Source organism: Aeromonas sp. S16(2024) (assembly GCF_041403065.1).
GTDB lineage: Bacteria > Pseudomonadota > Gammaproteobacteria > Enterobacterales > Aeromonadaceae > Aeromonas.
Window position 1 is genome coordinate 86,338 of the sequence record NZ_JBGLQX010000016.1, and the last position, 23,701, is coordinate 110,038.

Genomic DNA, 23,701 nt, shown 5'->3' on the forward strand with positions numbered 1-23,701 from the left:
AAAAGAAGGAGGGCGGGAGCTTGAGGCTCCCGCCCGGCCTGTATCTTACCAGCGGTAGTTGACTGAGCCGACTATGCTGCGCGGCTCACCGTAGTAGCAGTAGTAGTCACAGCTCGCTACATAGGTGTCGTTCAGCAGGTTGTTGACGTTGACCTGGGCACGCCAGTTCTTGGCGAAGTCATACCCGATCATCGCATCCCACACCGTCTGGGCCGGCACCTGGGCCGAACCGTAGATGGGGGTGTAGTCCGCATTCACGGCACCTATGCCGACGCTGGAGCCGATGTAACGCACCCCGGTGCCCACTTCCAGCCCGGAAACCGGACCCTGCTGCACCTTGTAGTTGCCCCAGAAGGAGGCCTGGTGACGCGGGATCAGGCTGGCCTGGCGATCACCGTTGCCGGTGTCGTTGGTCTTGGCATCGGTGTAGGTATAAGCAGCGGTCAGGCGCAGCGCCTCTGTGGCCTGCACGCTCCCTTCCAGTTCGATCCCCTGGGAGGTCACTTCACCGGCCTGGGTCTGCTGGCCGGAACCGGTAGAGACGAGCGAGTTGGTCTGTTCCAGATCGAACAGCGCCAGGTTGATGTAGCCATCGAGGAAGCTGGGGGCGTACTTGATGCCGGTCTCATACAGCTTGCCTTCCAGCGGCTTGTAGGAGTTCTTGGTGTTCGGGTCTATGCCAGGCAGCACTTCGAACGACTCCGCATAGGCGAAGTACGGGGAGAGGCCGTTGTCGGCCAGGTACATCAGGCTGCCGGAGAGCGAGAGGTTGTCGTCATACTGTTTCTCGTTCTTGCTGGTGGCTTCGCTGATGTTGTGGGTCTCCACATAGTCGAAGCGGCCGCCTGCAGTCAGCAACCAGCGATCGTCCCAGCGGATCTGATGCTGGGCGTAGAGGCCGCTCTGGCCCTTGGTGTTCTTCTGATAGGTGGCGGTGGACTCGTCGAAGCCGGGGAAGCCGCTGTAATCCGGGTTCATGGTGTCGATGGACCCCATGCCGTAGTTGTCGGCCTCGACCCCTTCATTCACATGGCGCTGCAGATCTATCCCCATCAACAGGGTCTGCTCGGTGCGATCCGTGTTCCAGTAACCCACTAGCTGGTTGTCCATGGTGGCACTCTTGGTGTCGCCATCACGGTAGACCAGGCCACGGTAGGCGGTGGTGCCTTCGTAAGTCGGGAAGATATAGGTCTGACGCAGCAGCAGATCGTTGTAGTTGAAGCGGACGTTCTGCTTGAACTCCCAGGTCTGGTTGAACTGGTGGGCCAGCTCGTAACCGGTGGAGATCTGGGTGTTGCGGTTGCGATCGTAATCCGGCTGACTCAGGTTGGTGGCGGGATCGATCTGGCCGCCCGAGGTGTTCAGGGTGCCATAGACGGGGAAGAAACCGTTGGTGGGCACCCCTTCATCGTGCAGGAAGCTGGCCAGCAGGGTGAGGCTGGTGCGATCCGAGATGTCCAGGGTCACGCTCGGCGCCAGGTAGGCGCGCTCGTTGTAGGTGCCATCCAGCACGCCGTCGCGCTCTTTATAGAGCGCAACCATGCGATAGCGGCTGTCGTCGGTCAGATCGTCGGAGAAATCGACCCCGACCTGGCGCAGATCCCGGTTGCCCAGTTGCAGATTGACCAGGCCTTGCGGGGTTGCGGTGGGGCGCTTGCTGATGGAGTTGATCACGCCGCCGGGAGGTGCCTCGCCGTAGAGGATGGAGGCCGGGCCTTTCAGCAGCTCCACACTCTCCAGGCCGAAGGGCTCCGGTGTCCAGACATAGTAACCGGTGCCGAACAGGCGGTTGCCATCGAGGTACTGGGCGGCATCGAAGCCACGCACCTTGAACCAGTCGGTGTTGTTGTCTGAGCCATAGAAACCGGTGAGTACGCCGGAGCGATAGCGCACGGACTCGTCGAGCTGAAGCACGGCATGCTGATCCAGCTCCTCGCGATTGACCACGGAGACGGCGCGGGGGGTCTCGGCCATGGGCACCTCGACCTTCATGGCGGTGCCGGTCACCACCATGGTTTCAGCCGCCTTGGGCAGCTCTTTATCCGCTTGTTCCGCAGCCAGCATCGGCAGGCTCGCCAGCAGGCAGGAGAGCGGTAACAGCTGGGCTCCCCTCTTTCGCATCACTGCATTCTGGGTATTTTTTTGCGCAATCATATAAGTGTCTCAAATATCAATGAGTTATATTTTGGTTTCTTATTATGGGTGCCCAATGCGGCCGGTCTGCCCGACTCCTTAGGCGAATAAAGCGGCACAATGCTACTACAGGAGCCATGATCGAATCGATTCAATAATTGCTAATCATTTGCATCTCTATTGTTACCTGCTGTATCAACGGACGACTTTTCCGGCAGAAAGACTCATTCAGGAGGGTGATCAAAAGAAGGGAACACAGAGGAAGATGAAAAAAGATGGCGAGGGCGGCCTTCGCCATAAAAATCGTGAAGGATCCTTATCCCCAAGCTTTATCCATATTTATCCACATCCTTTGGCGGTAGAATCCCGGCTCTCCGTTTCTTTCGATGACATCAGGATCCATTCCATGGCCAAACTCAATCTTGTCGTCGGCTCCATGCTGGGCGCCGCCGAATATGTCGCAGATCATGTCGCCAGCCTGCTGGAACAGGCGGGCCACCAGACCCGGATCCACAACCCGGCCAGCCTGGCCGAGGTGCTGGCGGAGCCGGATGCGATCCTGCTGGTGATCACTTCCACCCACGGCGCCGGCGATGTGCCCGACAATCTTCAGCCCTTCGCCAAGGATCTTTCCGACCAGCATCCGGATCTCAACGCCTTGAAATATGGGGTGATCGGGCTTGGGGACCGCAGTTATGACACCTTCTGCCAGGGCGGCAAGACGCTGGATCGGCTGCTGGCCGACTGCGGCGCCAGCCGGATCGGGGATCGTCTGGAGATAGACGTGACCCAGCACGAGATCCCGGAAGATGCCGCCGAAGCCTGGATCCATGACTGGATGCAGATGATCGCCTGATCAGGGCCTGGGAGATCCGGTAAAAGCACCTCGATCTCCCCGCTTGTCCCCAAATTCCTATCCACCAGGTTATTAACAGATAGATCTGGGAGAGTTGTTCTACAGGGTTACCCACAATGCCCAGGGGTAATGTGCATAACTACAGTGTTAAGCTCTGTAAAACCTATAGTTATCCATGTATGAGATCTTATACAGTTCTGGTCTGTGTATAAAACCACTGGTTATCCCCCCGTTCAGGGCCCTGGGATCCAAGCTTTTCCACAAGCTGAGATCGTCTTTAAACGGATGATCTTTATGATCAAAAAGGGCTTATCAACAGAAATCGTGGATCCTAATAAAAGATCCAGTAAAAGATCGATCTAAAGATCCTTAAGATCTACTAACGGATCCTGCATCCATACTGATCCTGAAGTAGACGTTCCCCTCAAGAGGCGAAACGGATAGAATGATCCGCCCTTCAGCCCAGGCAAATAAAGATCTTCAGGCGTGCAGATCAAGGTGATCCCCAATGCAATACCATGAACAATTTGATGTGATCGTCGTCGGTGGCGGTCATGCAGGAACCGAAGCAGCGACGGCGGCCGCCCGTATGGGCCTGAATACCCTGTTGCTGACCCATAACATCGATACGCTGGGACACATGTCCTGTAATCCGGCGATCGGCGGGATCGGCAAGGGACACCTGGTCAAGGAAGTGGATGCCCTGGGCGGGATCATGGCGCAGGCCATCGATCTTGGCGGGATCCAGTTCCGTACCCTCAACTCCTCCAAAGGGCCCGCGGTACGTGCCACCCGTGCCCAGGCGGATCGCCTGCTCTACAAGGCCGTGGTGCGCCAGACCCTGGAAAATTACCCGAACCTGAAGATCTTCCAGCAAGCCTGTGACGATCTCGTCATGGATGGGGATCGCGTCGCAGGCGTAGTCACCCAGAGCGGGATCCGCATCAGCGGCAAGACCGTCGTGCTGACCGTCGGGACCTTCCTGAACGGCCTGATCCACATCGGGATGGAAAACTACAAGGGCGGCCGCGCCGGGGATCCTCCCTCGATCGCCCTGGCCCAGCGCCTGCGTGAGCTGCCCCTGCGCATCGATCGGCTCAAGACAGGCACGCCGCCCCGCATCGATGCCCGCACCGTCGATCTCTCCGTGATGCAGCAGCAGCACGGCGACGATCCTCGTCCCGTCTTCTCGTTCATCGGCAACGCCAGCCAGCACCCGCGTCAGGTGCCCTGCTACGTTACCCACACCAACGAGAAGACCCACGAGGTGATCCGCAACAACCTGGATCGCAGCCCCATGTACGCCGGGGTGATCGAGGGGATAGGCCCCCGTTACTGCCCGTCGATCGAGGACAAGATCACCCGTTTCGCCGACAAGACGGCGCACCAGATCTTCGTCGAGCCGGAGGGCCTGACCACCCACGAACTCTACCCGAACGGGATCTCCACCAGCCTGCCGTTCGACGTGCAGGTGCAGATCGTCCGTTCGATCCGTGGCTTCGAGAATGCCCACATCACCCGCCCCGGCTACGCCATCGAATACGACTTCTTCGATCCGCGGGATCTCAAGGCCAACATGGAGAGCAAGTGCATTCCAAACCTCTTCTTCGCCGGCCAGATCAACGGCACTACTGGCTATGAAGAGGCGGCTGCCCAGGGGCTGATGGCCGGTCTGAACGCCGGTCTGCGCGCCCAGGGCAAGGATGCCTGGCATCCCCGCCGGGATCAGGCCTACATGGGCGTGATGATGGACGATCTCTCCACCCTGGGCACTCGCGAGCCCTACCGCATGTTCACCAGCCGCGCCGAATACCGTCTGCTGCTGCGGGAAGACAACGCCGATCTGCGCCTGACCGCCATAGGTCGCGAGCTGGGCCTGGTGGATGACCATCGCTGGAGCCTGTTCAACACCAAGATGGAGCAGGTGGAGCAGGAGCGTCAGCGCATGCGTTCGACCTGGATCCACCCGCAGCACCCGTCGTTGGAGGCGGTCAACGCCCTGGTCAACACACCCCTGACCCGGGAGCAGAGCCTGGAAGAGCTGCTGCGTCGCCCCGAGGTGACCTACGATGCCCTGATGGCCATCGAGGGGGTCGGCCCGGCGCTGGAAGACGCGGCCGCGGCGGATCAGGTGGAGATCCAGATCAAGTACGCCGGCTACATCGAGCGCCAGCACGACGAGGTGGAGAAGCAGCTGCGCAACGAGAACACCCTGCTGCCGCTGGACATGAACTACCGCGACGTGAACGGTCTCTCCAACGAGGTGATCGCCAAGCTCAACGATGCCAAGCCGCAGACCATAGGTCAGGCCTCCCGCATCTCCGGCATCACCCCGGCGGCCATCTCCATCCTGCTGGTTCACCTGAAGAAACACGGCCTGCTGCGTAAAACCGCCTGAGGATCCTTACCGTTGGAAAATATGCTGGAAAGATTGAACGGCCTGCTCATGCAGGCCGGTATTGTTATCACCGACACCCAAAAGACCCAGTTGGTGCAGTTGGTTGAGTTGCTGCACAAGTGGAACAAGGCTTACAATCTCACCTCGGTGCGAGATCCGGACGCCATGCTGGTCAAGCACATCCTCGACAGCCTGGTGGTGAGCCCTCATCTGCACGGTGAGCGTTTCATCGATGTGGGCACAGGCCCTGGCCTGCCCGGCCTGCCGCTGGCCATCATCAATCCGGACAAGCAGTTTGTGCTGCTGGATAGTCTGGGCAAGCGGATCAGCTTCATCCGCCAGGTGATCCAGGAGCTGGGGCTGACCAATGTGACGCCGGTCAAATCCCGGGTGGAGGAGTATCAACCCGAGGTGGGCTTCGATGCGGTACTCAGCCGTGCCTTCGCCTCGCTGGAGGACATGCTGAGCTGGTGTCACCATCTGCCGTCACCCGAGGGCAGCTTCCTGGCGCTCAAGGGACAATATCCCGAGCAGGAGCTGGCCCAGTTGCCTGCCAATATCCGTCTGGTAGCCTGTCATGAGTTGCGGGTACCGGAACTGGAAGGCGAACGTCATCTGCTGGAATTCAAACATATCCAGCCCGCATAGGGTCGCAGTTTCATTTAGGGGATAGTGTGGGAAAAGTCATCGCCATAGCCAACCAGAAGGGTGGAGTGGGTAAAACCACCACCTGTGTGAATCTGGCCGCCTCCCTGGCCGCTACCCGGCGCAAGGTGCTGGTGATCGATCTGGATCCGCAGGGCAATGCCACCATGGGCAGCGGCGTCGACAAGTACGAAGTCGAACGCACCGCCTATGAACTGCTGATCGACGATGCTCCCATCAACGAGGTGATCATCCCCGAGACCTCGGGTGGCTATCACCTCATTGCCGCCAATGCCGACGTGACGGCGGCGGAAATCCGTCTGATGGAGTTCTTCGCCCGCGAGATCCGCCTGCGCAATGCCCTTGCCTCGGTACGGGACAAGTACGACTACGTCTTCATCGACTGCCCGCCTTCTCTCAACATGCTGACCGTCAACGCCATGGCCGCCGCCGACTCCGTGCTGGTGCCCATGCAGTGCGAGTATTACGCGCTGGAAGGGCTCACCGCCCTGGTGGACACCATCAGCAAGCTGGCGGCCGTCGTCAATCCGGAGCTGAAGATCGAGGGGGTGCTGCGCACCATGTTCGATCACCGCAACCGGCTGGCCAATGATGTGTCCGATCAGCTGAAACAGCATTTCGGGGACAAGGTCTATCGCACCATCATCCCCCGCAACGTTAGACTGGCGGAGGCGCCGAGCTTCGGTGCCCCGGCCATGCACTATGACAAATCATCGGTGGGGGCCAAGGCCTATCTGGCCCTGGCTGGCGAGATCCTGCGTCGTCAGGAGCAGGAGTCTCAGCCGATCACCGCAGACCGAGAGAGCATATGACGCCGAAGAAACGTGGGCTGGGCAAGGGGTTGGATGCCCTGCTCAGCACCAGCACGGCCGCCCGCCAGAAACAGGTGATGAGCGACCAGCGTACCGAACAGGCCATGGCGCCCACCAACCAGGGCGAGCTGCGCAAGCTGCCGCTGGAGTGGCTGCAGTCCGGCAAATACCAGCCTCGCAAGGACATGTCCCAGGACGCGCTGGAAGACCTGGCCAACTCGATACGGGCGCAAGGCGTGATTCAGCCGATAGTGGTACGCTCCATCGGGGAGAATCGCTTCGAAATCATCGCAGGTGAGCGGCGCTGGCGCGCTTCCCAGCTGGCCCGGCTCGAGGTGGTGCCCTGCATCGTCAAGGACGTGCCCGACGAGGCCGCGGTGGCCATAGCGCTGATTGAGAATATCCAGCGCGAGGATCTCAACGCCATCGAGGAGGCGGTCGCCCTGCAGCGACTGCTGACCGAATTCGAGCTGACCCACCAGCAGGTGGCCGAGGCGGTGGGCAAGTCCCGCACCACGGTCACCAACCTGCTACGCCTGAACCAGCTCAACGAGGATGTGAAGCGGTTCGTCGAGCACGGCGATCTCGACATGGGCCACGCCCGTGCCCTGCTGGCCCTGAGCGGCCCGGCCCAGTCCGAATTGGCCAAGCTGGTCGCCCAGAAGGGGCTGACGGTGCGAGATACCGAGAAGCTGGTGCAAAAAACGCTGGAGCCAGCAAAAACCAAGGTCGAACCCGTGCGCGATCCCCAGTTTGGTTACCTCGAGCGCCAGATTTCAGAAAAAATTGGCAATCAGGTACAGCTTCAGCCTGGCAAGAAGGATAGCGGCAAGTTAGTAATAAGTTACGATAACTTAGCGGATTTGGACCGGGTATTGGGCTATTTTGGTCTGTCAGAATCGTGATTTTTACGCTTTTTGTAGTAATAAAACATCCATTCCTTTCGATATGAACATAACCTTAATTTCGCGCGGAAAGCCTCAAAAATTAAGGATTTTTGTCATATTGCAATAGCCGTCTTCACGGGTATAATTTGACCGGCTTTTCGAACTGTGAACCTGGGGTCTTCGGATCCCGATTTTTTACAGTTCTGTAATGTTCAGGGGTAGGTTGGTGAAACAGAAAGTAGCCTTGGAAGGTTTGACGCTAGCCTTGGCTATGCTCGTTTGTCAGCTCATCCTGATCCTGGCGATCAGTTCCGTCTGGTTTTATCAGACAGGGGCGTTTGCCGGACGTTCTTCCCTCTTCGGGGGGGGAATGTACTGGGTTCCTCAAGCCCTGTTCACACTCTGGGTTCTGCGCCGCAAGGTGACGAAAGAGAGCGTGGGCCTGGTTCTGCGGGACTTTTATGGTGGGGCAGGGATTAAGCTCATTACTACAACAGGACTTTTCGCCCTGATGTTTGGCTCCGGGATCGAGATCGACACCGTCTCGTTCTTCGCCACTTATATCCTCGCCCTCGTTGTACAGTGGATAGTTTCATTCACGCTTAACAACCACTATTAGGAAAACTCATGTCTGCAACCGGAGAAGTCCTGACTCCTCAGGGATATATCTCCCACCACCTGACCCACCTGCAAGTCGGGTCCGGGTTCTGGACGGTGAATATCGACTCAATGATATTTTCCGTCTTGCTAGGCGCCCTGTTTATCTGGTCGTTCCGCCGCGTAGCCGTCAAGGCCACCAGCGGTGTGCCCGGTAAGCTGCAGTGCTTTGTGGAGATGCTGGTCGAGTTTGTGAATGGTAACGTCAAAGACATCTTCCATGGTCGGAACCCGGTCATCGCACCGCTGGGACTGACAGTGTTTGTCTGGATCTTCCTGATGAACTTCATGGATCTGATCCCCGTTGACTTTATCCCTCACGCTGCACAGTTGATGGGTGTTCCCTATCTGCGTGTGGTTCCCTCTGCTGACGTTAACATCACCATGTCCATGGCTTTGGGCGTGTTCTTCTTGATCCTGTACTACAGCATCAAGGTCAAGGGTATCAGTGGATTCGTGAAGGAGCTGACGCTTCAGCCTTTCAACCATCCCGCTGCCATCCCGGTTAACTTCATCCTTGAAACCGTCACGTTGATTTCCAAGCCTGTTTCATTGGGTCTGCGACTGTTCGGCAACATGTATGCTGGCGAACTGATCTTTATCCTGATTGCGGGTTTGTTACCCTGGTGGTCACAGTGGATCCTGTCCGTGCCTTGGGCAATTTTCCACATCCTGATCATCACTTTGCAGGCGTTTATCTTCATGGTTCTGACCATCGTCTATCTGTCGATGGCGCAAGAAGACCATGGTTGATGCAACTCAAATAATCCTTTTTATACAATCAATTACATCTAAATAAATGGAGATCCTCATGGAAAACTTGAACATGGACCTGCTGTACATCGCTGCTGCAATGATGATGGGTCTGGCGGCTATCGGCGCCTCCATCGGTATCGGTATCCTGGGTGGCAAGTTCCTGGAAGGTGCTGCTCGTCAACCGGACCTGATCCCTGTTCTGCGTACCCAGTTCTTCATCGTCATGGGTCTGGTGGATGCGATCCCGATGATCGCCGTTGGTCTGGGTCTGTATGTGATGTTTGCGGTTGCTGGCTAAGTCTCTACGACTCCCCAGGCATAACCCATTAACTAACTTAAGAGGACATAGGCTGTGAATATCAACGCCACCCTCCTCGGCCAAGCAATTGCTTTTTTCTTCTTCGTAGTGTTTTGCATGAAGTACGTATGGCCGCCGTTGATCGCTGCCATCGAAGCCCGTCAGAAAGAAATTGCTGATGGTCTCTCTTCTGCCGAGCGTGCCAAGAAAGATCTGGATTTGGCCAAGGCCAACGCCACCGATCAGCTGAAAGAAGCCAAGCACCAGGCTGCCGAAATCATCGATCAAGCCAACAAACGCAAGGCCCAGATCATTGATGAAGCCGCTGTCGGAGCTCAAGCAGAGCGGGAAAAAATCCTGGCTCAGGGCCGTGCAGAGATCGAAGCTGAACGTCATCGTGCCAAAGAAGAACTGCGCAAGCAGGTTGCTGCTCTTGCTATTGCGGGTGCAGAGAAGATCCTGGCACGCCAAATCGACCAGGCTGCCAACAGCGACATCGTCGACAAACTGGTAGCAGAACTGTAACGGGAACGGGGCTATGTCTGAACTGACTACAATCGCTCGCCCCTACGCCAAGGCTGCTTTCGAGTTTGCCGTTGAGCACAAGGCGGTTGACCAATGGCTGGAGATGCTCGGTTTCGCCGCACAAGTGGCCGAGAACGAGACCATCCATGACCTGGTAAACGGCTCTGTGGCCGCCGAAGAGCTGGCAAATCTGTTTGTCGGTGTCTGCGGTGAGCAGCTCAACGAGCATGGTCAGAACCTGATCCGGGTGATGGCTGAGAATGGTCGCTTGGGTGTGCTGCCGGCCGTCGTTGCTGAATATGTCGCGCTCAAGGCTGAACTGGATAAAGAAGTTCAGGCTGACGTGATTTCGGCGATCGAACTGACCGACCAGCAGAAGGCCGCTATTCAGGCTTCTCTGGAACAACGTCTCGCGCGCAAAGTGAAGCTGAATTGCAGCATCGATGCGTCCTTGATGGCCGGGGTGCTCATCAAGGCCGGTGATCTGGTTATCGACGGCACGGTCCGCGGTAAGCTGGATCGCATGGCCGACGCGCTGCAATCTTGATTGGGGTATTAGAGCATGCAACTGAATTCCACTGAAATCGCCGAGCTGATCAAGCAGCGCATTGCGCAGTTTGATGTCAAAAGCGAAGCGCGTAACGAAGGTACCATCGTCTCTGTGAGCGACGGTATCATTCGTATCCACGGTCTGGCCGATGCCATGCAGGGTGAAATGATCGAGCTGCCGGGTAACCGCTTCGCTCTGGCATTGAACCTGGAGCGTGACTCCGTTGGTGCCGTTGTCATGGGTCCCTATGCCAACCTGGCGGAAGGGATGAAAGTAAAAGGTACCGGCCGTATTCTGGAAGTGCCGGTCGGTCGTGGTCTGTTGGGCCGGGTGGTCAACACCCTGGGTCAGCCGATCGACGGTAAGGGTCCGGTAGACAACGACGGCTACTCGCCGATCGAAGTGATTGCCCCGGGCGTTATCGAGCGTAAGTCTGTTGACCAGCCAGTCCAGACCGGTCTGAAAGCCATCGATGCCATGATCCCTATCGGTCGTGGCCAGCGTGAGCTGATCATCGGTGACCGTCAGGTTGGTAAGACCGCCATCGCGATCGACACCATCATCAACCAGAAAGACTCCGGCATTAAGTGCGTCTACGTTGCGATTGGCCAGAAGGCCTCCACCATCGCCAACGTGGTGCGCAAGCTGGAAGAGCACGGCGCCCTGGCCAACACCATAGTGGTCGTTGCATCTGCTTCCGAAGCGGCTGCCCTGCAGTACCTGGCTCCTTATGCCGGTTGCTCCATGGGTGAGTACTTCCGTGACCGCGGTGAAGACGCGCTGATCATCTATGATGACCTGTCCAAGCAGGCCGTAGCGTATCGCCAGATTTCCCTGCTGCTGCGCCGTCCGCCAGGACGTGAAGCCTACCCGGGCGACGTCTTCTATCTGCACTCCCGTCTGCTGGAGCGTGCTTCCCGCGTCAACGTCGAGTACGTCGAGAAGTTCACCAAGGGTGCCGTGACTGGCCAGACCGGTTCTCTGACCGCGCTGCCGATCATCGAAACCCAGGCCGGCGACGTGTCTGCGTTCGTTCCGACCAACGTGATCTCCATCACCGATGGCCAGATCTTCCTGACCACTCAGCTGTTCAACTCCGGTATTCGTCCGGCGGTTGACCCGGGTATCTCCGTATCCCGTGTGGGCGGTGCCGCTCAGACCAAGATCGTCAAGAAGCTGTCCGGTGGTATCCGTACCGCGCTGGCCCAGTATCGTGAGCTGGCGGCCTTCGCCCAGTTCTCCTCCGATCTGGACGATGCGACTCGCAAGCAGCTTGACCATGGTCAGAAAGTGACCGAGCTGATGAAGCAGAAGCAGTACTCTCCGATGAGCGTGGCTCACCAGTCTCTGGTGCTGTTCGCCGCCGAGAAGGGCTACCTCGCCGATGTCGAACTGAGCAAGATCGTCGACTTCGAAGCCTCTCTGCTCTCTTACGCCAATACCCAGCATGCTGAGCTGATGGCTGAAATCAATGCCAAGGCCGACTACAACGACGCGATCGTTGGCAAGCTGACTGCGTTGCTGGATAGCTTCAAGGCAACCCAGACCTGGTAAGCGTGTGTGGCAGCGCGAGCTGCCACCTGATGGAGAGAAGAGATGGCCGGCGCAAAAGAGATACGTAACAAGATCGGGAGTGTGAAGAACACTCAGAAGATCACCAGCGCTATGGAAATGGTGGCAGCCAGCAAGATGCGCCGTGCGCAGGAACGCATGTCTGCCAGCCGTCCGTACGCTGAAACCATGCGCAAGGTGATCGGCCATATCGCTCAGGGGAACTTGGAATACAAGCACCCCTACCTCATCGAACGTGAGGTCAAGCGAGTGGGTTACATCGTCGTCTCCACCGACCGTGGCCTGTGTGGCGGCCTGAACATCAACCTGTTCAAAGCCGCCCTCAACGATATGAAGCAATGGAGCGCGAAAGGTGCCAAGGTTGACCTGGCATTGATCGGTAGCAAGGCCTCCAACTTCTTTGAGCGGCACGGCGCCAAGGTGAAAGCCCACGTCTCCGGACTGGGTGACAACCCGAGCGTCAATGACCTGATTGGTTCAGTCAAGGTCATGCTGAAGGCTTACGACAACGGTGAGATTGACAAGCTGTACCTGGTGTACAACAAGTTCGTCAACACCATGGTTCAGCAACCAAAAGTCGATCAACTGCTGCCTTTGCCCGTAACAGAAGACAGCAAGCTGAACAAGAAGAACCACTGGGATTACCTCTATGAGCCGGATCCCAAGCAGCTGCTGGATACCCTGTTGATTCGCTACGTCGAATCCCAGGTGTACCAGGGTGTGGTAGAAAACTTGGCCAGTGAACAGGCAGCCCGAATGGTTGCCATGCAAGCCGCGACTGACAACGCCGGCAACCTGATTAACGATCTGCAACTGGTGTACAACAAGGCCCGTCAGGCCAGTATTACCCAGGAACTGACAGAGATCGTATCCGGTGCTGCTGCGGTGTAAGGCAAGGGTTATCAAAGGTTTAGAGGATTTGACATGAGTAACGGTTTCATCGTCCAAATCATCGGCGCTGTCGTGGACATCGAGTTCCCGCAGAATGCCGTGCCCCAGGTGTACGATGCACTGAAAGTCATCAGCGAAGGCCAAGGCCAGGGTCTGGTACTGGAAGTTCAGCAACAGATCGGCGGCGGCGTCGTTCGTTGCATCACCATGGGTTCCTCCGACGGTCTGCGTCGTGGGTTGGAAGTAGTTAACAGCGGCAAGGCCATCCAGGTACCGGTTGGTACCTCGACCCTGGGTCGTATCATGAACGTACTGGGCGAGCCCATCGACGAGAAGGGTCCGATCGGCGAAGAAGAGCGTTGGTCCATCCACCGCGAAGCCCCCAGCTACGAAGATCAGTCCAACAGCGCCGAGCTGCTGGAGACCGGCATCAAGGTTATCGACCTGGTTTGTCCGTTCGCCAAGGGTGGTAAGGTCGGTCTGTTCGGTGGTGCCGGTGTAGGCAAGACCGTCAACATGATGGAGCTGATCCGTAACATCGCGATCGAACACAGTGGTTACTCTGTATTCGCCGGTGTGGGTGAGCGTACCCGTGAGGGTAACGACTTCTACCACGAGATGATGGAGTCCAACGTACTGGACAAAGTATCCCTGGTATACGGTCAGATGAACGAGCCGCCCGGAAACCGTCTGCGCGTGGCGCTGACCGGTCTGACCATGGCCGAGAAGTTCCGTGACGAGGGTCGTGACGTGCTGTTCTTCGTGGACAACATCTACCGTTACACCCTGGCCGGTACTGAAGTATCCGCACTGCTGGGCCGTATGCCGTCCGCAGTAGGTTACCAGCCGACCCTGGCCGAGGAGATGGGTGTTCTGCAAGAACGTATCACCTCCACCAAGACTGGTTCCATCACCTCAGTCCAGGCCGTTTACGTGCCTGCGGATGACTTGACCGACCCGTCTCCGGCGACCACCTTCGCCCACCTGGATGCGACCATCGTTCTGTCCCGTCAGATCGCGGCACTGGGTATCTACCCGGCCGTTGACCCGCTGGACTCCACCTCCCGTCAGCTGGATCCGCTGGTGGTAGGCAAGGATCACTACGAGACCGCTCGTGGTGTGCAGATCGTGCTGCAGCGCTACAAGGAGCTGAAGGACATCATCGCCATCCTGGGTATGGATGAACTGTCAGAAGAAGACAAACTGACTGTATCCCGTGCCCGTAAGATCGAGCGTTTCCTGTCCCAGCCGTTCTTCGTGGCCGAAGTATTTACCGGTTCTCCGGGCAAATACGTGCCGCTGAAAGAGACCATTCGTGGTTTCCAGGGCATCCTGAAAGGCGAGTACGACGATCTGCCCGAGCAGGCGTTTTACATGGTTGGTAGCATCGACGAAGTCGTCGAGAAAGCCAAGAAACTGTAAGCCTCGATAGGAGGGCCCATGGCTGAGATGATCTCCTTTCACCTGGATGTGGTGAGCGCCGAAGGAAAACTGTTTTCCGGTCGCGTGCAATCAGCCCAGGTAACAGGCTCCGAGGGTGAGCTGGGTCTCCGCCACGGTCATGCTCCGTTGCTGACTGCCATCAAGCCGGGCCTGGTCCGCTTGATCAAGCAAAATGGTAGCGAAGAGGTGCTGTACATCTCCGGCGGCATGCTGGAAGTACAACCCGAAGCCGTGACCGTGCTGGCCGATACCGCCATTCGTGCCGATGACCTGGATGAGGCGAAAGCCCAGGAAGCCAAGCGTCGTGCCGAAGAGCGGATCAGCAGCTCCCATGGTGATATCGACTATGCTCAGGCGTCTGCCGAGCTGGCCAAAGCAATGGCCCAGCTGCGGGTTATCGATATCGTCAAAAAGAATTACCGCTAATCACGGTGATGCAAAAAGCGACCTTCGGGTCGCTTTTTTTTTGCCCGTTGGATAGACTCCGCCGAGCATTTCCTCATGTTTCAAAGGCTGGCTATGTCTCTCAACGTCGTGATCCTGGCTGCGGGTAAAGGTACTCGCATGCGTTCCATTCTGCCCAAGGTGCTGCACCCTGTCGCCAACAAACCCATGGTGTCCCATGTGATCGACACCGCCCGCCAGATAGGTGCCGAGCAACTGCACCTGGTCTATGGCCACGGCGCCGAGCTGCTCAAGGAGCGGATCGCCGCCCCGGATCTCAACTGGGTGTTGCAGGCGCAGCAGCTGGGCACCGGCCATGCGGTCGCCCAGGCGATCCCGTTCTGGCAGGATGAGGATGACGTGCTGGTGCTCTACGGCGACACCCCGCTGATCCAGCCCGAGACCCTGCAACGGCTGCTGGCCGCCAAGGCCGACGACGGCATGGCGCTGCTGACCGTGGTGCTGGACAACCCCACCGGCTATGGCCGTATCGTCCGTGAGAGCGGCCAGGTGGTCGGCATCGTCGAGCAGAAGGATGCCAACGCCGAACAGCTCGCCATCCGCGAGGTGAATACCGGTGTGCTGGTGGCCAATGGCGCCCAGCTGAGCGGCTGGCTGTCGCGCCTGGACAACAAGAACGCCCAGGGGGAGTTCTATCTGACCGACGTGATCGCCATGGCCCATGGGGATGGCTGCCCCATCGCCGCCGTCCATCCGGACAGCGCCATGGAGGTGGAAGGGGCCAACAACCGGGTCCAGCTGGCGGCCCTCGAGCGCAGCTATCAGCAGATGCAGGCCGAGAAGCTGATGATCGCCGGGGTCACCCTGATCGATCCGGCCCGCTTCGATCTGCGCGGCACCCTGGAGATCGGGGAGGAGGTGGTGATCGACGTCAACGTCATCATCGAGGGCAAGGTCAAGCTCGGCAACCATGTGCGCATAGGTGCAGGCGCCGTGCTGAAGGATTGCGAGATTGGCGATCACAGCGAGGTGAAACCCTACTCCGTCATCGAGGGTGCCCTGGTGGCGGATCAGTGCTCGGTCGGCCCCTTCGCCCGTCTGCGCCCGGGTGCCGTGCTGGAGCAGGATGCCCACGTCGGCAACTTCGTCGAGATGAAGAAATCCCGGCTCGGGGTCGGCTCCAAGTGTGGTCATCTGACCTACCTGGGGGATGCGGACATCGGCGCCAAGGTGAATATCGGTGCCGGCACCATCACTTGTAATTATGATGGGGTGAACAAGTTCCAGACCATCATAGAGGATGACGTCTTCGTCGGCTCCGATACCCAGCTGGTGGCGCCGGTGCGCATCGGCAAGGGGGCGACCCTGGGGGCTGGCTCCACCATCACCAAGGATGTGGCCGAGCACGAGCTGGTGATCACCCGGGTGCCCCAGCGCCACATCAAGAACTGGGCCCGCCCGGTCAAGAAGAAGTGATGCCCGATCAATGAAATGAAACCGGCGCCTGAGGGCGCCGGTTTTGTTTTCAGCTCTCCTGGTCCGGGGCTGGAGAAGGGGGCGGGTTGCCCATCACCCCATACCAGTCCAGCTTGCGGGTCAGCACCATGACGAGCGCCAGGATGGCGAACAGCAGCAGGGCGCCGAGCAGCAGGGCTATCTCCTCGGCTTGCAGCAGCCCGAACAGGATGGCGTAGACCAGCCCGAGCAGGGCCGCGAAGCCGAGTCCCTGACGCGGCCCCCCCAGCACATGGCTGAGGTAGAAGCCATTGAGCGACACGCTGGCGAGGCTGGCGACCAGATAAGCCCAGCCAAAACCGAGGTGCTCGGTCAGCGCCAACAGCACCAGATAGAAGATGGCCAGCCCCATGCCCACCAGGGCGTACTGGATCGGGTGCACCCGCAGCCCCTTGAGCAGCTCGAACATGAAGAAGCTGAGGAAGCTGAGGCCGATGAACAGCAGGGCGTACTTGGCGGCCCGCTCGTTCAGCTGATAGTGATCCACCGGCTGCACCAGGCTGACGCTGAAGGTCGGTAACTCGGCCCCCGCCCCCTTCATCATGCGGGTGAAGCGCCGCTCCATGTCGGTGGCAAACCAGCTGGTCTGCCAGCCGGCGTCGAACCCCTGATCGTTCAGGGTGCGGTTGCCGGGCAGAAAATCGCCGATGAAGTTGGGATGGGGCCAGTTGCCACTCAGGTTGAACCTGCTGTCCTGGCCGATCGGCACCACCTCGAGTGCATTCATGCCCTGCAGGTTCAGCTCGATGTGAAAGCGACCATCTTCCCCGGGCAGGCTGTCGAGCGGAGCATGGATACCGGCCAGGCCGTCACCCAGCAAGGCACCGGGGGCGAACGGAATGCGCCGCTCCCCCAGCTGCAGCTCGGGCACGCTGCTGATGCCGCGAGCATCGGACAGCACCAGGCTGAGGTAGGGCTTGCCCGGGATCAGGGCGGGATCCGCGGCGTCGAAGCTGAGATCCGGGTTGCCGGCCACCAGCACCTTGTCGGCCAGGCTGGCTGGCAAGCGGCCGGAGAGGGAGAGCCGGCCGTGATAGACCTGGGCCTGATAGATGCCGAGCTTGCGCGGGGTGACCTCCATGCTGGCCCGCACATCCAGCCTGTCCGGCAGCTGGTAGCGATAGACCCGCTCCTCGTGCACGAAGCGCTTGCCATCCTGCTCGACGGTGACGGCCCGGGTATAGGGTTGCACCAGCACAGGTCCCAGCAAGCGCTGCGGACCACTGCTGCTGGCCATGATGCTGTGGATGGCCTGGCTGCGGTAGGCCTGACGCTCCCGGTTCAGCTCCATGATGGAGTGAACCGGGATCATCAGCAGCAGGCTGAGCAACAGCAGCAGCGTTATCTTGTGGGTGAATATCTGTTTGACCATGACGCCTCTCCTTGTTGATGGGGTCGACTGTGCCCTGGTCGGGTGAAGCGGGGATGGGGCCCTGTGAAGTGGGAGTGAAGGAGGATAAAAAAACCGGCGCCTGGCGCCGGTTGGGGATCAGAGTTTCTTCAGCTCTGCTGGCAAGGCGGCAAACACCTCTTCCTTTGCCCTGAGGGACGCGAACTGCTTGCCGGGTTTTTGCACCACTGTGTGCACGAAGATGAGTTTCTTGTCCTGCTTGCTGGCCCAGCCGACGAACCAGCCGATCTGCTGATCCCGGTTGAGGCTGCCATCCAGCAGCTTGGGATAGCCCATGCCGGTCTTGCCGTGGATCTGCCAGCCATCGATGTCGGGTTGACGCAGCAGAGTGCTGGTGCGGCGCACCGCCTCGGCGGAGACCGGCAGCTTGCCGCTCACCAGCTTGCCGAGGAAGCGGGCCTGCTCCTGGGGGCTGATGGCGAGGCTGGAGCTGAGCCAGGCCTGGGTCAGACCGTCGTGCTTGCCCGGGTTGCCCGACAGCTCCCGGTTGCCGTAGTCGAAGCGGTCGACGTACTGCTGGAAGCGCGCCTCTCCCAGCCACTCGGTGAGGCGTTGGGAATACCAGATCACCGAGAATTTCATCCAGTTGCTCGGGGTGGTGGTCTGCTTCCACTCCGGCAGGAAGTCAGGGTCACCGGGTTTGAATGGCAGGGCAGGCAACTGTTCATCCACCAGGAAGCCGCTCTCATAGCCCATCAGCGCGAGGGGGATTTTGAAGGTGGAGGCGGGCGTCAGCTGGCTGGCGCAGTCACCCTGGGCGCTGAGGGGTTTGCCGCTGCCATCGGCAAACAGCAGGCAGCCCGTGGTGGCGCTGGCGGGCAAGGTACAGAAGAGGCCGGCGGCAAGCAGGCCGGACAACAGAATGCGGGACATGAACATCTCCTTGATTCATCAGAACGCGTATCAACGGGTCCGGGCGGGACCCTATCTGAGGAGGCGCAGCTTAGCCCTGCTCTGTGTGCTCGGTGTGAAGTCCGTGGCTCAAGCCGTGGGCAACCAGAGTTCGGCCAGCACTCCGCCTTCCGGCTGGTTGCCCAGGGTCAGCCGGCCGCCGTGCTGGCGAGCCACTTCGGCGGCAAAGCTGAGCCCGAGGCCGCTGCTCTTGCCCTTGTCGGGTCTGGGCAGGGAGTAGAAGCGCTCGAAGATCCTGGGCAGCGCATAGTCCGGGATGCCGGGTCCCTGATCCCGCACCCGGAAGCAGTAGCCCCCCTGCTCCAGGGCGCCGCTTAGCCGGATCTGACCCCCGGCGGGTGAGAAATCGAGGGCGTTGTCCAGCAGGTTGCCCAGGGCCTGCTCCACCAGCAGGGGATCCCACTTCTGCCTGGGGGCGTCGGCGAGCTCTGCCGCCAGGGCTACCTGACGACGGGCAGCGACTATCTGGCGGGCATCCAGAGCCCGCCTGCCCAGTGTGGCGGGGGCTATGGCCTGTCTGTCCAACCCCTGCCCCGATTCGAGGCGCGCGAGCTGCAGCATGCGCTCGATCAGTTGCTGCATGCGGGCCGTCTCCAGATTGATGTTGCCGATAAAGCGCCGCGCCACCTCGGGGGGCGGTGCCTCGGCGAGGATCTCCCCTGCCCCGCGAATGGCGGCCAGCGGGCTTTTGAGCTCGTGGGTCAGGCTGTGCACATAGGCTTCGATGTAGGATTTGCCGTCCAGCTGGCGGCGCATGGTCTCGAGGGAGTGGCCGAGCCGGTCCAGCTCCGGGCTGTGGAGCCTCGGCAGGCTGGCGGGCTGGCCCTGGCTGACCGCATCGGCGTAGTGCACCAGCTTGCCGATGGCGCGGGTGAGCCACCACACCAGCAGGGCGCCGATCAGCAGCGAGAGGCAGAGCAGCAGGGCCGCCCCCTGCAACAGCTGGTGCTCGCTGCGCTCTATCATGGGCAGCAGGGTGCGGTTGGGCTTGGCGACAGTGAGGGAACCCAGGATCTCGTCCCCTTCGCGCAGGGGGGCGGCCACGTGCATCACCGAACTGGCGGGATCGTCAGGATCGCTGCGGGTGCTGCGGGCGCCATACTCCCCGCGCAAGGTGCGGTAGACGTCGTTCCAGCGCGAGTAGTCTTTGCCCAGATCCACCCCGTCCGAGTCATAGACCACCTTGCCCTTGGCGTCGACCACATAGATGCGGTACTCCGCCTGCTGCTTGAGGTGGCCGTCGATCAGGGCGTTGATGGGGCTCTGGTTGAGGCGGGCAAAGGCGCTGGCCAGCCGGCCATCCGCCATCTTCCCCTCCTGCAGATCGTCCAGGGCCAGGGGGGCCAGCAGCTGGGCCATGTCCACCAGGGTATCCTCGGTGGCGCTGCGCACCCCGGGTTTGATCTCCTCGACGAAGATCTCCAGCACGAACCAGGCAGCCAGCGCGAAGATCAGCACCAGACCGCACAGCAGTTGCAACCCTATCCTCATGGTCGTGCCCCTCTGTGGTTCCGCTGCCCTGGCCTGCCTGGCCGTTGCGATCCCCTGTGGTTCATGCCAGCTCCAGACTGTAGCCCAGCCCGCGGTGGGTCAGGATAAGATTGGCCTCGGCGTCCCGCTCCCGCAGCTTGGCGCGCAGGGTCTTGATGTGGGTGTCGACGGTGCGATCCAGGCTCTCTTCGGCCCCGCTCCACACCAGATCCATCAGCTGCTGGCGGGAGTAGACCCGGCCCGGCGCCTGCATCAGAGTCTTGAGCAGCAGGTATTCGTAGCGGGTGAGGGTCAGGGGTTGACCGTGGAAGCAGATGCGGGCCCGCTCCTCGTCCAGTGCCAACAATTGGCTCGGTTGGGGGATTATGGGCTGGCTGCGGCGCAGTATCACCCTCACCCTGGCGCACACCTCCCGCGGCGAGAAGGGCTTGGCCACATAGTCGTCGGCCCCGATTTCCAGCCCGATCAACCTGTCTATCTCCTCGCTGCGGGCGGTGAGAAACATCAGGGGCGTGTCGGTCAGGGCCCGCACCCGCTTGCACAGCTCGAAGCCGCCGATGTCTGGCAACCCCACATCCAGGATCAGAAAATCCGGTCGCGTCTGTTCCAGTCGCACCAGCAACGGCTGGCCGAGGGGGAACCACTCCACCTCGAAACCATCGGTCTGCAGGGCATAGATTAGGGTGTCGGCGATGCTGGCCTCATCTTCCACCAGCCAGATGACTCGTTTTTGCATGGCGTCCTCGTCATAAATCGGCCTGACCATTCTGGCATCGAACCAAATCGGATCCTATTTGCCGTTTGATTTTTCCCAAAAAGGTATTAATATTTCGACATTCTTTCGAATCGAAACTTTAAGATGACCAAACGCAATACACAACAGCGCCGTCACACCATAGTGACCCTGGTGCAGGAACAGGGCGAAGTCAGCGTCGATGCCCTGGCCAAGCACTTCTCCACCTCGGAAGTGACCATCCGCAAGGATCTGGCCGTGCTGGAGACCGGCGGCCTGCTGCTGCGTCGTTACGGTGGTGCCGTGCCCCTGCCGAGCGAGATGGTGGTGGACAGCAACCCGGATCAAGTTTCGAAACGAAAGCTGGCCATAGCCCGTGCCGCCGCCGAGCGCATCCGCGATCACAACCGCGTCATCATCGACAGCGGCAGCACCACCAGCGCCATGATCCCCATGCTGGGCAGCAAGCGCGGCCTCATCGTGATGACCAACTCCCTCAATGTGGCCGGTGCCCTGCGCGAGCTGGAGAACGAGCCCACTCTGCTGATGACCGGCGGCACCTGGGATCCCCACTCCGAATCCTTCCAGGGTCAGGTGGCGGAGCAGGTGTTGCGCTCCTATGACTTCGACCAGCTGTTCATCGGCGCCGACGGCATAGACCCGGAGCGGGGCACCACCACCTTCAACGAGCTGGTGGGCCTCTCCCGTGTGATGGCCGAGGTGTCCCGCGAGGTCATCGTCATGGTCGAGTCGGAGAAGATAGGCCGCAAGATCCCCAATCTCGAGCTGCCCTGGTCCAGCATCCATACCCTGGTGACCGATGAGGGGCTGGACGGAGAGGCCAGAGCACAGATTCAGGCCAGGGGGATAGCACTGATCTGCGCCCCAGTGGCGGTTTGACCCAAACATCTATTATCCAATCGAATTAACGTCTTACATTTCAAGGAGAAGTCTATGTGTGGCATCGTCGGGGCAGTGGCCCAACGTGATGTGGCTGAAATCCTGGTAGAAGGCCTGCGCCGTCTGGAATACCGCGGCTACGACTCCGCCGGTGTGGCCGTGTTCAGCGCCAACCAGCCGCTGCAGCGGGTACGCCGCCTCGGCAAGGTGGCCGAGCTGGCCAAGGCGCTGGAAGAGCAGTCCGTCCACGGCGGCACCGGCATAGCCCACACCCGCTGGGCGACCCATGGCGAGCCGTCCGAGCGTAATGCCCACCCCCACGTCTCCGAGCATATAGTGGTGGTGCACAACGGCATCATAGAGAACCACGAAGAGCTGCGCAGACAGTTGCAGGGCATGGGCTATGAGTTCAGCTCAGACACCGACACCGAGGTGATCGCCCACCTGGTGCACCACGAGCTGAAATCCGCCCCCAGCCTGCTGGCGGCCATGCAGGTCACGGTGAAGCAGCTGCGCGGTGCCTACGGCACTGTGGTTATGGACAGCCGTGACGACAGCCGCGTGGTGGTGGCCCGCTCCGGCTCGCCCCTGGTGATCGGCCGCGGCATCGGTGAGAACTTCATCGCCTCCGATCAGATGGCCCTGCTGCCGGTGACCCGCCGCTTCATCTTCCTGGAAGAGGGTGACGTGGCCGAAGTGACCCGCCGCGACGTGCACATCTTCGATACCCAGGGCAATGCCGTGGTGCGCGAGGAGCTGGAGTCCGAGCTCTCCCACGATGCCGGTGACAAGGGCGAGTACCGCCACTACATGCTCAAAGAGATCTACGAGCAGCCCAAGGCCATCACCAACACCCTGGAAGGGCGTCTGGGCAGCGATCACGTGGTGGTCGAGTCGTTCGGCAACGGCGCGCGCGCCATCTTCGACAAGGTGGAGCACGTCCAGATCGTGGCCTGCGGCACCTCCTACAACTCCGGCATGGTGGCCCGCTACTGGTTCGAAGAGATAGCCGGCGTCTCCTGCGACGTTGAGATCGCCTCCGAGTTCCGCTATCGCAAGTCTGTGGTGCGCCCCAACAGCCTGCTGGTGACCCTGTCCCAGAGCGGCGAGACAGCCGACACCCTGGCGGCCCTGCGCCTGGCCAAGGAGTCCGGCTACATGAGCTCGCTCGCCATCTGCAACGTGCCGGGCTCCTCCCTGGTGCGGGAATCTGACTTGGCCTTTATGACCCGGGCCGGTGCCGAGATTGGCGTCGCCTCCACCAAGGCGTTCACCACCCAGCTGGCCGGCCTGCTGATGCTGGTGGCCTCCGTCGGTCACTGCCGCGGCCACCTGAGTGCCGAGGCCGAAGCCGAACTGGTCAAGGCGCTGCAAGCCCTGCCGCTGCGCATCAAGGAGAGCCTGGCCCTGGCCAAGCAGATCGAGACCCTGGCCGAAGAGTTCGCCGACAAGCACCACAGCCTCTTCCTCGGTCGCGGCAGCCAGTACCCCATCGCCATGGAGGGGGCGCTCAAGCTGAAAGAGATCTCCTACATCCATGCCGAGGCCTATGCCGCCGGTGAGCTCAAGCACGGCCCGCTGGCGCTGATCGATGCCGAGATGCCCATCATAGTGGTGGCGCCGAACAACGATCTGCTGGAGAAGCTCAAGTCCAACGTGGAAGAGGTGCGTGCCCGTGGCGGCATCCTCTACGTGTTCGCCGATGCGGATGCCGGCTTCAAGAGCGACGAGACCATGAGGGTGATGAGCCTGAACCACGTGGAAGAGATGATAGCCCCCATCGTCTATACGGTGCCGTTGCAGTTGCTCTCCTACCACGTCGCCCTGATCAAGGGCACGGACGTGGATCAGCCGCGCAACCTGGCAAAATCCGTGACAGTGGAATAAGCC

The 23,701-nt window shown here is 60.0% G+C and carries 22 protein-coding genes; 17 read left to right on the forward strand and 5 right to left on the reverse strand.

Features of this window, described 5'->3' with window-relative positions:
- Window positions 1–45: 45 nt before the first annotated feature.
- The gene (locus ACB030_RS13340; RefSeq protein ID WP_371160398.1) at window positions 46–2,154 is read right to left on the reverse strand and encodes a TonB-dependent siderophore receptor; all 2,109 of its coding nucleotides are present in this window, start codon (window positions 2,152–2,154) and stop codon (window positions 46–48) included.
- A gap of 385 nt (window positions 2,155–2,539) precedes the next feature.
- On the opposite strand from ACB030_RS13340, the gene mioC reads away from it, so the two are divergent.
- The 15 genes from mioC (at window position 2,540) to glmU (ending at window position 16,325) form a co-directional block, all read left to right on the forward strand.
- Complete coding sequence (gene mioC / locus ACB030_RS13345) at window positions 2,540–2,989, forward strand: FMN-binding protein MioC (protein WP_371160400.1); 450 nt, start codon at window positions 2,540–2,542, stop codon at window positions 2,987–2,989.
- A gap of 508 nt (window positions 2,990–3,497) precedes the next feature.
- Window positions 3,498–5,387 carry a tRNA uridine-5-carboxymethylaminomethyl(34) synthesis enzyme MnmG gene (mnmG, locus tag ACB030_RS13350; RefSeq protein WP_139437145.1) on the forward strand — a complete coding sequence of 630 codons (1,890 nt, stop codon included), beginning with the start codon at window positions 3,498–3,500 and terminating at the stop codon, window positions 5,385–5,387.
- Window positions 5,388–5,408: 21 nt separating this feature from the next.
- The gene (gene rsmG / locus ACB030_RS13355) at window positions 5,409–6,035 is read left to right on the forward strand and encodes a 16S rRNA (guanine(527)-N(7))-methyltransferase RsmG (RefSeq protein WP_205642824.1); all 627 of its coding nucleotides are present in this window, start codon (window positions 5,409–5,411) and stop codon (window positions 6,033–6,035) included.
- A gap of 26 nt (window positions 6,036–6,061) precedes the next feature.
- A complete protein-coding gene (locus ACB030_RS13360) occupies window positions 6,062–6,865 on the forward strand; it encodes a ParA family protein (RefSeq protein WP_043132402.1) in 804 nt (267 codons plus the stop codon).
- Window positions 6,862–7,770: a ParB/RepB/Spo0J family partition protein gene (locus ACB030_RS13365; protein ID WP_171277147.1), complete on the forward strand. Its 909-nt coding sequence runs from the start codon at window positions 6,862–6,864 to the stop codon at window positions 7,768–7,770. Before ACB030_RS13360 ends, ACB030_RS13365 begins: the two co-directional genes overlap by 4 nt.
- 190 nt (window positions 7,771–7,960) lie before the next feature.
- Window positions 7,961–8,371 carry an ATP synthase subunit I gene (locus ACB030_RS13370; RefSeq protein ID WP_205642823.1) on the forward strand — a complete coding sequence of 137 codons (411 nt, stop codon included), beginning with the start codon at window positions 7,961–7,963 and terminating at the stop codon, window positions 8,369–8,371.
- A gap of 8 nt (window positions 8,372–8,379) precedes the next feature.
- Window positions 8,380–9,162: a F0F1 ATP synthase subunit A gene (atpB, locus tag ACB030_RS13375; RefSeq protein ID WP_025328868.1), complete on the forward strand. Its 783-nt coding sequence runs from the start codon at window positions 8,380–8,382 to the stop codon at window positions 9,160–9,162.
- Window positions 9,163–9,220: 58 nt separating this feature from the next.
- Entirely contained in the window at window positions 9,221–9,463 is a 243-nt protein-coding gene (gene atpE, locus ACB030_RS13380) for a F0F1 ATP synthase subunit C (RefSeq protein WP_005307205.1), read from the forward strand.
- Window positions 9,464–9,517: 54 nt separating this feature from the next.
- The gene (gene atpF, locus ACB030_RS13385) at window positions 9,518–9,988 is read left to right on the forward strand and encodes a F0F1 ATP synthase subunit B (RefSeq protein WP_041206628.1); all 471 of its coding nucleotides are present in this window, start codon (window positions 9,518–9,520) and stop codon (window positions 9,986–9,988) included.
- 13 nt (window positions 9,989–10,001) lie between these two features.
- Window positions 10,002–10,535 (forward strand): F0F1 ATP synthase subunit delta, encoded by a 534-nt coding sequence (gene atpH, locus ACB030_RS13390; RefSeq protein WP_106885386.1) that lies wholly within the window; start codon window positions 10,002–10,004, stop codon window positions 10,533–10,535.
- A 15-nt stretch (window positions 10,536–10,550) separates the two neighbouring features.
- Complete coding sequence (atpA, locus tag ACB030_RS13395; RefSeq protein ID WP_371160406.1) at window positions 10,551–12,092, forward strand: F0F1 ATP synthase subunit alpha; 1,542 nt, start codon at window positions 10,551–10,553, stop codon at window positions 12,090–12,092.
- Window positions 12,093–12,134: 42 nt separating this feature from the next.
- Window positions 12,135–13,001, forward strand: coding sequence for a F0F1 ATP synthase subunit gamma (atpG, locus tag ACB030_RS13400; RefSeq protein WP_205642822.1), 867 nt, complete (start codon window positions 12,135–12,137; stop codon window positions 12,999–13,001).
- Between the two features lie 33 nt (window positions 13,002–13,034).
- Window positions 13,035–14,423 carry a F0F1 ATP synthase subunit beta gene (gene atpD, locus ACB030_RS13405; RefSeq protein ID WP_262113840.1) on the forward strand — a complete coding sequence of 463 codons (1,389 nt, stop codon included), beginning with the start codon at window positions 13,035–13,037 and terminating at the stop codon, window positions 14,421–14,423.
- A gap of 18 nt (window positions 14,424–14,441) precedes the next feature.
- A complete protein-coding gene (locus ACB030_RS13410; RefSeq protein ID WP_025328862.1) occupies window positions 14,442–14,870 on the forward strand; it encodes a F0F1 ATP synthase subunit epsilon in 429 nt (142 codons plus the stop codon).
- A gap of 93 nt (window positions 14,871–14,963) precedes the next feature.
- Entirely contained in the window at window positions 14,964–16,325 is a 1,362-nt protein-coding gene (gene glmU, locus ACB030_RS13415) for a bifunctional UDP-N-acetylglucosamine diphosphorylase/glucosamine-1-phosphate N-acetyltransferase GlmU (protein WP_371160409.1), read from the forward strand.
- 49 nt (window positions 16,326–16,374) lie between these two features.
- Here glmU and creD read toward each other — a convergent pair whose 3' ends face one another.
- The 4 genes from creD to blrA form a co-directional block, all read right to left on the reverse strand.
- Entirely contained in the window at window positions 16,375–17,736 is a 1,362-nt protein-coding gene (gene creD, locus ACB030_RS13420) for a cell envelope integrity protein CreD (RefSeq protein WP_371160411.1), read from the reverse strand.
- Between the two features lie 117 nt (window positions 17,737–17,853).
- Window positions 17,854–18,648 carry a class D beta-lactamase gene (gene blaOXA / locus ACB030_RS13425; protein ID WP_303807181.1) on the reverse strand — a complete coding sequence of 265 codons (795 nt, stop codon included), beginning with the start codon at window positions 18,646–18,648 and terminating at the stop codon, window positions 17,854–17,856.
- Window positions 18,649–18,756: 108 nt separating this feature from the next.
- Window positions 18,757–20,178, reverse strand: a complete 1,422-nt coding sequence (gene blrB, locus ACB030_RS13430) for a beta-lactam sensor histidine kinase BlrB (RefSeq protein ID WP_371160413.1) — start codon at window positions 20,176–20,178, stop codon at window positions 18,757–18,759.
- A gap of 61 nt (window positions 20,179–20,239) precedes the next feature.
- On the reverse strand, window positions 20,240–20,914 hold the full coding sequence (blrA, locus tag ACB030_RS13435) for a beta-lactam response regulator transcription factor BlrA (protein WP_371160415.1): 675 nt from the start codon (window positions 20,912–20,914) through the stop codon (window positions 20,240–20,242).
- 123 nt (window positions 20,915–21,037) lie between these two features.
- Between blrA and ACB030_RS13440 the strand changes: the two genes are divergently transcribed.
- Both ACB030_RS13440 and glmS read left to right on the forward strand, forming a co-directional pair.
- Window positions 21,038–21,811: a DeoR/GlpR family DNA-binding transcription regulator gene (locus tag ACB030_RS13440; RefSeq protein ID WP_139745121.1), complete on the forward strand. Its 774-nt coding sequence runs from the start codon at window positions 21,038–21,040 to the stop codon at window positions 21,809–21,811.
- 54 nt (window positions 21,812–21,865) lie between these two features.
- On the forward strand, window positions 21,866–23,698 hold the full coding sequence (glmS, locus tag ACB030_RS13445; RefSeq protein ID WP_371160417.1) for a glutamine--fructose-6-phosphate transaminase (isomerizing): 1,833 nt from the start codon (window positions 21,866–21,868) through the stop codon (window positions 23,696–23,698).
- Window positions 23,699–23,701 lie beyond the last annotated feature (3 nt).

Excerpts from the sequence above, each read along its gene's own strand:
- ACB030_RS13340 (WP_371160398.1), bottom strand. The coding sequence starts at position 2,154 with ATGATTGCGCAAAAAAATACCCAGAATGCAGTGATGCGAAAGAGGGGA.
- mioC (WP_371160400.1), top strand. The coding sequence starts at position 2,540 with ATGGCCAAACTCAATCTTGTCGTCGGCTCCATGCTGGGCGCCGCCGAA.
- mnmG (WP_139437145.1), top strand. The coding sequence starts at position 3,498 with ATGCAATACCATGAACAATTTGATGTGATCGTCGTCGGTGGCGGTCAT.
- rsmG (WP_205642824.1), top strand. The coding sequence starts at position 5,409 with ATGCTGGAAAGATTGAACGGCCTGCTCATGCAGGCCGGTATTGTTATC.
- ACB030_RS13365 (WP_171277147.1), top strand. The coding sequence starts at position 6,862 with ATGACGCCGAAGAAACGTGGGCTGGGCAAGGGGTTGGATGCCCTGCTC.
- ACB030_RS13370 (WP_205642823.1), top strand. The coding sequence starts at position 7,961 with ATGTTCAGGGGTAGGTTGGTGAAACAGAAAGTAGCCTTGGAAGGTTTG.
- atpB (WP_025328868.1), top strand. The coding sequence starts at position 8,380 with ATGTCTGCAACCGGAGAAGTCCTGACTCCTCAGGGATATATCTCCCAC.
- atpE (WP_005307205.1), top strand. The coding sequence starts at position 9,221 with ATGGAAAACTTGAACATGGACCTGCTGTACATCGCTGCTGCAATGATG.
- atpH (WP_106885386.1), top strand. The coding sequence starts at position 10,002 with ATGTCTGAACTGACTACAATCGCTCGCCCCTACGCCAAGGCTGCTTTC.
- atpA (WP_371160406.1), top strand. The coding sequence starts at position 10,551 with ATGCAACTGAATTCCACTGAAATCGCCGAGCTGATCAAGCAGCGCATT.
- atpG (WP_205642822.1), top strand. The coding sequence starts at position 12,135 with ATGGCCGGCGCAAAAGAGATACGTAACAAGATCGGGAGTGTGAAGAAC.
- atpD (WP_262113840.1), top strand. The coding sequence starts at position 13,035 with ATGAGTAACGGTTTCATCGTCCAAATCATCGGCGCTGTCGTGGACATC.
- ACB030_RS13410 (WP_025328862.1), top strand. The coding sequence starts at position 14,442 with ATGGCTGAGATGATCTCCTTTCACCTGGATGTGGTGAGCGCCGAAGGA.
- glmU (WP_371160409.1), top strand. The coding sequence starts at position 14,964 with ATGTCTCTCAACGTCGTGATCCTGGCTGCGGGTAAAGGTACTCGCATG.
- creD (WP_371160411.1), bottom strand. The coding sequence starts at position 17,736 with ATGGTCAAACAGATATTCACCCACAAGATAACGCTGCTGCTGTTGCTC.
- blaOXA (WP_303807181.1), bottom strand. The coding sequence starts at position 18,648 with ATGTCCCGCATTCTGTTGTCCGGCCTGCTTGCCGCCGGCCTCTTCTGT.
- blrB (WP_371160413.1), bottom strand. The coding sequence starts at position 20,178 with ATGAGGATAGGGTTGCAACTGCTGTGCGGTCTGGTGCTGATCTTCGCG.
- blrA (WP_371160415.1), bottom strand. The coding sequence starts at position 20,914 with ATGCAAAAACGAGTCATCTGGCTGGTGGAAGATGAGGCCAGCATCGCC.
- ACB030_RS13440 (WP_139745121.1), top strand. The coding sequence starts at position 21,038 with ATGACCAAACGCAATACACAACAGCGCCGTCACACCATAGTGACCCTG.
- glmS (WP_371160417.1), top strand. The coding sequence starts at position 21,866 with ATGTGTGGCATCGTCGGGGCAGTGGCCCAACGTGATGTGGCTGAAATC.